The sequence below is a fragment of the Paenibacillus sp. RU5M genome, assembly GCF_900221055.1.
Lineage (GTDB): Bacteria > Bacillota > Bacilli > Paenibacillales > Paenibacillaceae > Paenibacillus > Paenibacillus marchantiae.
Window position 1 is genome coordinate 614,367 of record NZ_OBQM01000002.1, and the last position, 12,342, is coordinate 626,708.

Consider the following 12,342-nt stretch of genomic DNA (forward strand, 5'->3'; position numbering starts at 1 on the left):
ATTAAGGACTCACGACAAGCGATATCGCCAGTTGATCCCAACGAATATGCTCTTTCAATCTGCGGTTTACCTCTTCCAGTGTAAGCGATTCATACAACGGGAGCATGTTAAAAAAATCACCACCACGGAATTGCTGCCGCGTGAATTCATTTGCAATGTTTTCTGGTGAATTGAGCATACGCAAATATCCACCTATTTTCTTTTTGCGTGCGCGCTCAAAATCGGTTGCATCAAAGCCTTTTTCCACAATAGCATCGACTTCTTCACGGATACGCGCAAGCAGTTGATCAGGGTCTTTGGTGTCCCCGCCAATAGCAGAAAAAGCGTATTGCGGCGAACTGTTATATTCATGTCCAAAGCTGTCCGAAATTAGGTCTTCATCATACAATTTTTGAAATAGCGAGGTACTGGAACCAAATAACAGATCCATCATTAGTTTGGTTGTCATATCCCGGCGCAGCAGGTCTTCTCCAGTTAGTCCCACATCGGTTTCCTTAAAGCCAAACAAACATTTGGGCAGGGAAACGGCCAACTTGGATTCACGTCTGGCTTCCCCCACTTTCTCAGGTTCCGGTTCAAATATCCGCTCGATTTTCCCTTGAGGTTTATAATTTTTCTTTGCCTGGTTCGAACGAACCATATCAATCACTTCCTGCGGGTCTACTCCACCCACGACAAACAGAAGCATGTTGCTTGGATGATAAAAAGAGTTGTAACACGTGTACAACGTTTCTTTGGTTATGGTGCCAATGGATTCAACGGTTCCGGCGATATCAATATGCACGGGATGTTTCTGATACATCGCCTCGATCAGGCCAAAATAAACGCGCCAATCTGGATTATCCGCATACATATTAATTTCCTGTGCGATGATCCCTTTTTCCTTTTCTACATTCTGATCGGTGAAGTAAGGATTTTGCACAAAATCAACTAATGTTTGTATATTTTCATTGACATATTCCGTCGCCGAAAACAAATAAACAGTCTGATCGAAACTGGTAAAAGCATTGGCAGAAGCTCCATGAGAAGCAAATGTGGCAAAAATATCACCTGTCGGTTCTTCAAACATTTTGTGTTCCAGAAAATGAGCAATACCGTCCGGAACCTTTACTTCTTCCTGTCCTTCAACCTTAAAATGATTGTCGACCGAACCGTATTTGGTTGCAAAAGTGGCATAAGTTTTTTGGAAACCTGGTTTAGGCAAAATATAAACATGCAGCCCGTTATCCATCACTTCGTAATACAGCGTTTCCTGCAAACGATCGTATGTTATGCTCTCCACCGACTATTCCCCCTTCTCATCACGCAAGAAATAAATCGTATCCAGACGGAATTTCTCTGCCGCCTCACGAACATTTTCTTTGCTGATCTGTTCTACCTGGGCCAGCAGTTCCTCGGCGGTCCGCTCTTTGCCGGATAACTGTCGATTGAAATCATAAGCAATTAGCTCAAACGCAGAATCCTGCATTTCCTTGAGCAGATTACGGATCATCGCTTTGGTCTGAGACATTTCCAGGTCAGTGATATTCCCGTTCTTCATTTCATCCAGCTGCTGCTTGATAATCATAACGGCTTTTTCGTAATTGGGGATTTCGATCCCCGATTGGATCGTTGCAATACCCTTATGTCCGTCATAACGCGAAGAGGCATAGTACGCCAGACTTTCTTTTTCACGAACATTAACAAACAGCTTGGAATGAGGATATCCTCCGAGAATGCCGTTATACATCAATGCTGCCGCATACTGAGGGTCACCATATGTGATAGACGTGCGAAGCCCCATATTGAGCTTACCCTGATTAACATTAAGCCGTTCTACAACGGTTTCCACTTCTTTATCTCCACGAATAGCTTCCTGTGTATGATAGTCGGAAGAGGTGGCACGTTCTACATTGAAATAACGCTGTACCAGATTCTCTACCTCTTCCAGTGTGGTGTCGCCCACCACATACAAGTCCATACTTGCCTGCTGTAACCATTCCTGATACGAAGCTGTCAATGTATCTGGATCAATGCCCGGCAAATCCTTTCGCTCACCAAGCGGGTGCAAGCGGTAAGGTTCGTTTTTACACATCTCCTCAATACTACGTTCCGCAGCATAACGCATTTTGTCATTGACGATGGACTCCAGCATTTTGCGAACAGTCTCCCGCTCAGCTTGAACATAAGAGGTTCGGAAATGTCCATCCTCCTGTGCAGGGCGTGTAAGCACCTCTCCCAAAAAAGCAAAAGAACGATCCAACAGCTGCTCGTCCCCACCAACAAAGGAATCATTAATGGTGTCCATACGGAACTGTACGATCTGGTAATCGCCACGTTTATAGACATCAAAACCAAAACCCGCTCCATACAAATGTTCCAATTGTTCACGAAATTGCGTTGTTTCCGGATAGGATTCGGTCCCACGCCGAAGTACGAAAGGTGTTAAGGCTACTTTGGTAACCGTATCTTCCTGCAGGGGAACCCCTGCGTAAAGTGAGATCGCAAATGTCTTAAAACGTTTCGTAGGAAGAACATGTATGCGGAATTCTTTCCGGTTTCCTCGTTCAAATCCTGATGTATTCAAATGTCAAAACCCCTTTACGGCGTCATTTATCGTGCAAGAAGTGAAGCTTAAACGTAACAACCATTTTAACCCATTCAAAAGGCAAGAAGCAACCGAAGTCACGCCTTCTGGTTGCTTCCAAGATCATCACATACAGAATATATGCTGCCCGATTGTTTTCACCTGAGGACGTGTCCATATCCATTTGGATGTAGCTGTCTTCGGATTAAAATAATAGAGGCATCCACCGGATGGGTCCCAACCATTCATCGCCTGTTCAACTGCTTTTTTAGCTTGTGCATTCGGTTCAAGATAAATCTGTCCGTCTGCAACGGCAGTAAACGCACCCGGCTGGAAAATTACTCCTGACGGTGTGTTCGGGAAACTCGGTGATTTCACGCGATTCAGGATAACTGCCGCTACTGCAACTTGACCTTCAAATGGCTCTCCGCGAGATTCACCATATACGGCGTTAGCCATAATTTTGATTTCGTTCTCCGACAACCCCATGGAATTGGCTGAGCCCATATTGTCCTGCTCTTTATCCGCAGTATTGTTATTTTTCCCACTATCTCCTGAAGTTTGATCCTTGTGCAACGGTGTTTCTGTTGGCGACCATTGTTTTGAAGCATTGTAAAGTTTCAGCTTGGTTTTGGCTCCAACGACACCATCTGCCTTCATGCCGAATTCCGATTGAAACCATTTTACCGATTTCAATGTAGTGCTGCCGAAATTACTGTCAATTTTACCATTGTAAAATCCCAAATATTTTAGCCGGCCTTGAAGCTCGTATACATCCTGACCGTAACTTCCATATTTCACAGCATTGGTGCTAAAGGTGGGTATCGACTTCTCTTCGACTTGCGGGGTACTTGGGTTTGGACTTTCGGTTGCTGTATTCCCAGGAAGCAAATAACGAATTCCCAATGCGGACATCAGCAAAATAGCAGTGAAAAGCCATATGTTCATTTTTCGCATCGACTGTGCTCTACCTTTCTCTTGTGGGATTAACAGAATCGCTAAGGTTATTATGACAAGCATACTTCGTTCCTATGCACCAAATCCTCCGATCATTGGACATCATGGCAAATCTTCAGTCAAATGGCATGCAAAAAGCCCTCAACCAATAAGGTTAAGGGCTTGGATCGTTTACACATGCTGTGTATTACGAGCTTATTTTATTCTGTTGATACTGTTCCAGTGAGATCAATACTTCCCTTGGTTTACTGCCCTCGTAAGGACCAATTACACCTCGGGCCTCCATGGAGTCAATCAAACGTGCTGCGCGCGTGTAACCCACTCGCATTCGGCGCTGCAGTAGAGAAACGGAAGCTTGCTTCGCCTCCAAAATAATCTGCACTGCTTGTTCATATAACTCATCCTGCACTTCATCTGCTGCCTGAACGGAATCGTCCACCTCTGGCACAATGGATTCGTCATACTGCGCTTCACCTTGACCACGCACGTAATTCACGATATTTTCAACTTCCTCATCACTCATGAAAGCGCCTTGTACACGAACCGGCTTCGAAGCTCCCATTGGCATGAACAGCATATCTCCCCGACCCAACAACTTCTCGGCCCCACCCATATCCAAAATGGTTCGAGAATCCACTTGAGAGGATACACCAAAGGCAATCCGGGACGGAATGTTGGCTTTGATTACACCAGTGATAACATCCACAGAAGGGCGCTGTGTGGCAATGATCAGATGGATACCCGCTGCACGCGCCATCTGAGCCAATCGAGCAATCGCATCTTCCACGTCACCCGCGGCAACCATCATGAGGTCAGCCAGCTCGTCCACGATAACAACGATGTAAGGCAAAACCGCCGCTGGGTTGTCTTTCATCAGATTGTTGTAACCTTCAACGTTACGTGTACCGGATTTGGAGAACAGCTCATACCTTTTCTCCATTTCAACAACGATCTTTTTGAGAGCAAGTGAAGCCCTTTTAGGATCCGTTACGACCGGTGCCATCAGATGCGGAATACCATTATATACGTTCAGCTCGACCATTTTGGGATCGACCATCAGAAATTTAACTTCATCTGGCTTCGCTTTGTACAGGATGCTGGTAATAATACCATTGATACATACGGATTTACCTGAACCCGTCGCACCAGCCACCAGCAAATGGGGCATACGAGCCAGATTACCGATGATCGTCTGTCCAGAGATATCTCGTCCAAATGCAATGGTCACTTTGGATTCGGCTTCCTGGAATGTGGCAGTCTCCATAACCTCCCGCATTGTGACTACGGATACCTCTCCATTAGGTACTTCAATACCGATAGCGGATTTACCAGGAATGGGTGCTTCCATTCGGATATCTTTTGCCGCCAGGGCTAAAGCAATATCGTCTGTCAGACTTACAATTCTGCTAACCTTCACACCAATATCCGGTTGGATCTCATACCGTGTAACAGCAGGTCCTCTGACTACTTCAAGTACTTTGGCACGAACACCGAAGCTTTCCAGCGTTGCTTCCAGCTTGCGTGCAGTCTGCATATAATCCTTCTGGTCGCCACCCTTGCCTCCATTGTTCGGCTTGGAAAGAAGTCTGAATGACGGAAGTTTATAAGGTTTCGGAGGTGGTGGTGGAGGCTTAACTGGCTGCACTTCCTGCCCCTCCGTATCTGAAACAACCGAACCTTGAGCCCCATTGCTCAACGTAGACCCAACGTCTGAACTACCCTCAACAGCATCCGTCGCTCCAGGCCACTCATTGTTATCCACAAGTTCATCTGAGATCTTGATTGGGATCCCTTCTCCCTGCATGTTAGCCGTTAGATCATCTGGGAAAGGATACGCATCATCCAGATCATCATCTTTACCCGCATCCTCGGATCTGACATGCTCAAAGAAGTCACGGATGATTGGAGCCGAATTAGGTCTTGATTGCACAGGAACTGCTGCGGGAGCCATAACATCGGATGCGATGATTGGCTCGTCATGCCATGAATCTGCAGGCGTTTCCTGCTCGGCTCGGTAGACGATATGTTCCGTATCTAAAGAATCATCCTCGGCCACTCCACGCTCAGCCTTCGTCCGTTCCCGATCAGAACCCCATTTTCCAAAGAGTTGGAAAAATATTGGTGCTTTTCGTTTCGGTAGTTGCTGATCCTGCATATCATCGTCATCATCTTCCTCGTCGTCCACTGGAACAGGCACCACTTTGCGAACATTCCCGCTTTTCTTGCCCGCAGAGCTTGAAGTGGCACGTGCTGCTGGTCTAGCTTCCAGCTTTTTGTACATCGCACTTCCTGCATCCCATATCTTGGTTCTGAAAATGCGAATCAGATCGACATAAGAAAGATTGGTAATTAGCATGAAACTGATAACGAACATCACGATCATAATCAATCGTGCTCCCAAGCTGCCAAACAACCACAAGAACAAGGCAAACTGCGCCGCTCCTATATAACCGCCGCTAATGTCCTTATTGAGCATCGAATCCCGTTCGCCTGGCGCAGCAGGCGTGAGTAACTCGGTTTGCATATCATTATGTATCTGTGTAAGTACAGCACCAGGCTCAAGGGCTCCAACCGGTATAAGCTTCTGGTGCATAGCAGAGACGGTACTCATCAGGGTTAAAGCAAACACCAGCAATACGAGCCCTGTCTTGCGCGTTGTCCAGCCACTTGGCCATTTTCGATGAATCATCACCATTAAGCCATAATAAATCCCTATAAGCGGAATCGCAAAATAGAACTTGCCAAGCATCAATCCAAACATCTTGGAAAGCGAGCGCCCTACGGTTGCTTCACCCGACAAGGCAATGACAGCAAGGGTAATAAGCACAATGCCGTAAATTTCATATTTTAAAACGCCGCTAAATGCTGCGGCCTTTTTTTTCCTCTTTTTTCTTCTGGCCAAAATCAGGTCACCCCCAGAAGAATATTATACCATACAAATATAATCCGTACATATGTTCTTTTTCTGCTCAATTTGTCTTATTTGGTCACGTTATGTTGGTCCCGGGTTACCCGAAAGTGGAACGATCGATCCGGGCATATTGGCGGGATTCAGATAAGCTTCCAAGGGGCATTCAAGTAAACGTACAATGACAGCTTCATTTTCATTAACAGGTCTGACCTGCATCAATAATCCGTTCATCTTGATCTCCTGGGTGTCTTCTCCCTCATTCCACATCCCTGACCACAACAGTTCAGGTGGCATCACTGTGTAGAGTGTCATTGGGTATAACCCCCTGCCTGCAGCGTCTGTCTTTTGTCTCCTATGAGCTGATTCAATTGAGCGATGGCCTGGCCGATCCCGCCTACGGCATCCATCAATCCATATTTAACCGCATCTGCGCTACCCACAGCTGTTCCGATATCGCGGTTGAGTTCACCTGTCTTAAACATCAGTTCCTTAAACATTTCTTCAGAGATATTGGAGTGCGACGTAACAAATCTTACGACACGTTCCTGCATCTTCTCCATGTACTCAAACGTCTGAGGCACGCCTATCACGAGTCCGTTCATACGGATCGGATGAATGGTCATTGTTGCACTACCCGCAATCAGGGAATAGGTTGAAGCAACTGCGATTGGAACCCCGATGCTGTGCCCTCCTCCAATGACGACAGTAACCGTAGGTTTGCTGAGTGAAGCAATCATTTCAGCAATAGCCAAGCCCGCCTCCACATCTCCTCCTACCGTGTTTAAAATGATCAGAATTCCTTCGATTCGCTGATTCTGCTCTGCTGCAACCAGCTGAGGAATGAGGTGTTCATACTTTGTTGTTTTGTTTTGCGGAGGTAAAATTAAATGCCCTTCCACCTGACCGATAATGGTCATACAGAAAATGTTCGATTCAGCTGCAGGTGATTGCGTCTGTCCAAATTGCTGAATAGCCTCCGTTACAGGTGACATCGCCTTTTCCTCTTGTGCAGGCACTTCCGGTGTCTCGGTACCCGGTTGTTCCGATTTGGGTGTTTGCTTGTTTTTCATATATTCGCTCATTCGATTACTCCCCTTCTCCAGAAACATGTAATGTATTTCCTTAGTATGGGGAATGTTCCAGCTGACTTATACCCGATTACTCATCAATTTCTCCATAATCTGGTGTAAGGCCAGAAAAAAACAAAAAAAGCCCCTTCTCTACGAGGAACCGTCCAATATTACTCGTAGAGAAGGGGCGACTGTGTGCCTGAATTTATGTTTTTGTTTGATTTATTTTAAACTTCCATAATGATTGGCAAAATCATCGGTCTACGACGAGTTTGCTCATACAAGAAGCGTCCGAGTGCATCTTTAACATTCGTTTTGAGTGAAGCCCATTCGTTAACGTTCTCACTCATCAACTTCTGCAATGTGCTGCTGACGATGCGATTCGCTTCATCAAGCAGTCCTTCCGATTCGCGTACATAGACAAATCCACGGGAGATGATGTCCGGACCGGAAACAATTTTGCCATCCTGTTTGCTCAGTGTTACCACGACAACCAGAATGCCATCCTGTGACAGCAATTTACGGTCACGCAATACGATGTTACCTACATCGCCTACACCCAAGCCGTCGATCAACACGTTACCTGCAGTAACTTTACCTGCCTTGCGTGCTGCTCCACCTTGAATTTCAACAACTTCACCAATATCCGTAATGAAAATGTTGTCTGGTTCAATACCTACAGATTCAGCCAGTACCGCGTGGCGGCGCTGCATACGGAATTCACCGTGAATCGGCAGGAAATATTTCGGTTTCATCAGGTTAAGCATCAGTTTCAGCTCTTCCTGGCTACCGTGACCGGATACGTGAACGCCACTGTTTGCACCGCTGTAATGCACGTTGGCACCCAGACGGAACAGTTCGTCAATCGTACGGCCTACATATTTCTCATTACCTGGAACTGGAGTTGCAGCAATAATTACTGTATCACCAGGCAAAATATCTACTTTACGATGAGTGGAACGAGCCATCCGTGTCAATGCTGACATCGGCTCGCCTTGGCTACCTGTGCAGAGAATTACTACACGGTCTGCAGCCATTTTGCCTACTTCTTCCGGCTCAATAATCATGCCGTCTGGAATCTCAAGGTAACCCAGTTCAGAAGCAATACCCACCACATTTACCATACTACGTCCAATAACTGCGACTTTACGTCCAGTTACTTCAGCTGCATTGATAACCTGTTGAATCCGGTGTACGTTGGAAGCAAATGTTGCTACAACGACACGTTGGCTTGCTTTGCGGAAGATATCTTCCAGAACGATACCCACATTTTTCTCCGAAGGTGTAAATCCAGGTTTCTCTGCGTTGGTACTATCGGACAAGAGGGCAAGTACGCCATTGGTTCCGATCTGTGCCATACGCTGGAGATCTGCATATTGACCATTGACTGGAGTGTGGTCAAATTTAAAGTCACCTGTATGAACAACAGCGCCTTCCGGTGTTTCGACACATACGCCGACGGAATCTGGAATACTATGGTTAGTAGCAAAGAACGTTGCTTTCAATACAGAGCCGAGTTGAATCTCGGAATCCGCATCAATCAGGATGCGTTTTGTTTCACCCAGCAAATTGGCTTCTTTCAGCTTGTTCTCCACAAGTCCGAGAGTAAGCTTTGTTCCGTATACAGGAACATTCAAATGTTTCAGAACATATGGCAGACCACCGATATGATCCTCATGTCCGTGAGTCAAAATAATCCCTCTTACTTTGTCACGGTTTTCAGTTAGATAAGAGATGTCAGGAATGACAATGTCGATTCCAAGCATATCTTCTTCCGGGAATTTAAGACCAGCATCTACGACTACAATGTCGTTCGCGTATTGGATGACGTACATATTTTTACCAATCTCGCCTACGCCGCCCAAAGCAAAAATCATCAGTTTATCGTTGTTATTTTTCTTAGACAAATGAATCTAAACCTCCTATGGTAGTTGGACGTCGTACCTTATTATTTTATTGTAAGTTAAGAAAAGCAGTCCATCACACCCATGCCCGTAAATAGGGATGAATGCAAAAGAGCACCTTTATTCACGATATTTGGAAGAAGTTCTTCGAAGTTATTCCCCTTCACCAACAAGATGGATTTTGAAATGATCCTTCTTAGCCGTTCCTTCCTTTTTCACCACAAAGCTACACCAAGAAACGATGTCGCTTTCAATTTCAAAAAAATACCGCACCCAGTCACTTGACATCATTATACATGATTAAAAACAAAAAAAACAAGTCACTCTCTCGTTAACCTCTACGTTTGCCTCCAGTTGTGAAAAGAAACCTAACAATCATCGTCAAAAAAAAGAACCGCCTCCTCTTAAATGAGGAACGGTTCTTCTGCAATTTCTATGGGTTTATAAAAGTTAACAAATCAGTTCAATATCGTTCTATTGCTAGTTGAACAAGCCACGAATAAAGCCTTGCTCATCCTCTGTTGCGGCTATAAGCGGAAGGCGAACAGATCCGACGTTCAGACCGCGCAATGTCAAAGCGTATTTCACCGCTACAGGGTTCGGTAAAGGCTGCGGGCACTCGAATAGACCTTTGAACACCGGAAACAGCTTCTGATGTATCTGAGCCGCCTGTACAGGTGCACCACCGAAGTATGAATCAATCATTTGTTTCATCTCAGCGCCTACCACATGGCTAGCAACACTAACGATCCCGTAAGCACCTACAGCAATGGCTGGCAAGCCAGAAGCATCGTCACCGGAATACACCCTGAAATGTCCCGGTGCACTCGCAGCAATCTGCGTGACTTGCTCCAACGATACACATTCCTTCGTAGCTACAATGTTAGGAATCTGTGCCAAACGAAGCGTTGTTGCAGCCGAAAGGCTGGCTGCTGTACGTCCAGGAACGTTATACAACATAATCGGCAGTTTCGTCGCGTTCGCGATCGCTTCAAAGTGTCTAAACATTCCCTCTTGACTTGGTTTGTTGTAATAAGGAACAACAAGCAAAACACCATCTACACCAGCACGTTCAGCGTCCTGTGTCAGATGGATTGAATGAGCGGTGTTATTGCTACCCGTTCCAGCAATGATTTTGCACCGTCCAGCCGCATGTTTTACTGCGAATTCGAATAGTTCTACTTTTTCTTTGTCGCTAAGCGTGGGAGATTCTCCAGTTGTTCCTGAAATAACAAGCGTCTCTGACTTTTGATCTTCAATCAAATAGTCTATCAGACGTGCAGTTTCCTCCCAATGGATCCCCCCTTGTTCGTTGAACGGAGTGACCATTGCTGTAATCAATCTTCCAAAGTCCAATTCGATTCCTCCTTCAAAACAGGTCCGGCTCCGCTGACTTCAAAGTACTACAAGTGAAGTTCGAATGAGGCGTGAAGCGCCCTCAGAGCTTGAACCATATCTTCTTTTTTCACAAGTACCCAAATCGTTGTATTGGAATCTGCAGATTGCAGGATCTGGATGTCCGCCAGTGTCAAGGATTCCACGATCCGTGCCATAATGCCTGGCACTCCGTTGATCCCTCCGCCGATGACGGAAACTTTGGCACATCCGGAAAGACTTTGCGGTTTAAGACCAATTTCCTGCAGTACCTGTATAGCTTTCTCGGAATCACTATCGAAAACGGTATAGACAACTCCCAGGGGGGTAACATTAATAAAATCTACGCTAATCGAATTTTCAGCCATCGTTTTGAACACTTTTAGCTGCAAACGATCTGCACCGCCCGGCACTTCCACCGTTATTTGCGTAACATTACTTACATAGGCAATCCCTGTTACATATCGGTCCACAATGCCTGTCTGCACATCCTGGAATCCTTCTGGATGCGTTACCAGCGTCCCTTCACTATCTGCAAAGGTAGACCGTACACGCACTGGAATCTGGGATTGCATTGCAATCTCGACTGCACGCGGATGAATTACCTTGGCTCCTTGATGGGCCATATTACATATCTCGGCATAACTCACAACAGTCAACGGACGAGCGTCCTCCACGATACGTGGATCTGCTGTCAGTATCCCATTTACATCTGTGTATATGTCCACCATCTCAGCGTGTAAAGCTGCACCAAGAGCTGTGGCTGACGTATCACTTCCTCCACGACCAAGGGTCGTAAAGTCACCATTCTCGGTCTGCCCCTGGAACCCTGTAACAATGACAACACGCCCACTCTGTAGCTGCTCCAGCACACGAACAGGACGGACATCCAAAATTCGGGCATTCCCGAAATTGTCGTCCGTCACAAAACCTGCTTGTGCACCGGTCAGCACTGTAGTTGGAATGCCTTCATGTTCGAGCAGACTGCTCAAAGTCGTCGCAGAAATAATTTCACCACAGCACAGCAGTAAATCCTTTTCGCGTGCGGAGAGTGCATTTCCGTTCTGTGCAGCCCAGTCCAGTAACGTATCAGTCGCATAAGGCTCACCGCGGCGACCCATCGCTGACACAACAATGACCAGACTCAATCCTGCTTCAAGTTCACGTTTAACATGACGGAGCACATGCTCTCTCGCCTGAACGGTAGAGAGAGATGTACCTCCGAATTTCTGTACCATGATGCGCATCTTTATTCCTCCATTTGTGTACGCAAGAAGACTGGACACGGGTCAATCAACAAATGGATCACCCTAGGGAGCGTTCCGATGCGATAATTTCAGCATTTTATACGGCATTTCATGCCGCTCCTCATCAAAGATTAGTGAAACAATCCCATATGAAGGCCGCGGTTGTTATCGAGATCATGACGCACACGTTCCCCGTGCACTGATCCCGCTTGCCTGACCTTATCGTTGCAAGCAGGAATTCCCTTTTAATGAAAGGAACGTGGACACAGGTAGCTGTTTATACCAGCATAACGTCCCTCATGATTTTCTTTGT

General features: G+C 46.1%; 9 protein-coding genes. All 9 read right to left on the reverse strand.

The features are described 5' to 3' along the window. Nucleotide 1: 1 nt before the first annotated feature. The gene (yfmH, locus tag CRO25_RS08560; protein WP_063566363.1) at nucleotides 2–1,282 is read right to left on the reverse strand and encodes an EF-P 5-aminopentanol modification-associated protein YfmH; all 1,281 of its coding nucleotides are present in this window, start codon (nucleotides 1,280–1,282) and stop codon (nucleotides 2–4) included. A gap of 3 nt (nucleotides 1,283–1,285) precedes the next feature. After that, a complete protein-coding gene (yfmF, locus tag CRO25_RS08565; protein ID WP_063566364.1) occupies nucleotides 1,286–2,566 on the reverse strand; it encodes an EF-P 5-aminopentanol modification-associated protein YfmF in 1,281 nt (426 codons plus the stop codon). A 126-nt stretch (nucleotides 2,567–2,692) separates the two neighbouring features. Beyond that, nucleotides 2,693–3,523 carry a spore cortex-lytic enzyme gene (gene sleB / locus CRO25_RS08570; RefSeq protein WP_063566365.1) on the reverse strand — a complete coding sequence of 277 codons (831 nt, stop codon included), beginning with the start codon at nucleotides 3,521–3,523 and terminating at the stop codon, nucleotides 2,693–2,695. A 187-nt stretch (nucleotides 3,524–3,710) separates the two neighbouring features. Then, entirely contained in the window at nucleotides 3,711–6,425 is a 2,715-nt protein-coding gene (locus CRO25_RS08575) for a DNA translocase FtsK (protein WP_063566366.1), read from the reverse strand. 90 nt (nucleotides 6,426–6,515) lie between these two features. Beyond that, complete coding sequence (locus CRO25_RS08580) at nucleotides 6,516–6,746, reverse strand: YlzJ-like family protein (RefSeq protein ID WP_079694668.1); 231 nt, start codon at nucleotides 6,744–6,746, stop codon at nucleotides 6,516–6,518. Continuing rightward, entirely contained in the window at nucleotides 6,743–7,516 is a 774-nt protein-coding gene (locus tag CRO25_RS08585; protein ID WP_371121193.1) for a ClpP family protease, read from the reverse strand. The genes CRO25_RS08580 and CRO25_RS08585 overlap by 4 nt, the downstream gene beginning before the upstream one ends. A 215-nt stretch (nucleotides 7,517–7,731) precedes the next feature. Beyond that, the gene (locus tag CRO25_RS08590; RefSeq protein WP_063566368.1) at nucleotides 7,732–9,411 is read right to left on the reverse strand and encodes a ribonuclease J; all 1,680 of its coding nucleotides are present in this window, start codon (nucleotides 9,409–9,411) and stop codon (nucleotides 7,732–7,734) included. A 477-nt stretch (nucleotides 9,412–9,888) separates the two neighbouring features. Beyond that, a complete protein-coding gene (gene dapA / locus CRO25_RS08595; protein ID WP_079694669.1) occupies nucleotides 9,889–10,764 on the reverse strand; it encodes a 4-hydroxy-tetrahydrodipicolinate synthase in 876 nt (291 codons plus the stop codon). Between the two features lie 47 nt (nucleotides 10,765–10,811). Next, a complete protein-coding gene (dapG, locus tag CRO25_RS08600) occupies nucleotides 10,812–12,029 on the reverse strand; it encodes an aspartate kinase (RefSeq protein WP_063566369.1) in 1,218 nt (405 codons plus the stop codon). Nucleotides 12,030–12,342 lie beyond the last annotated feature (313 nt).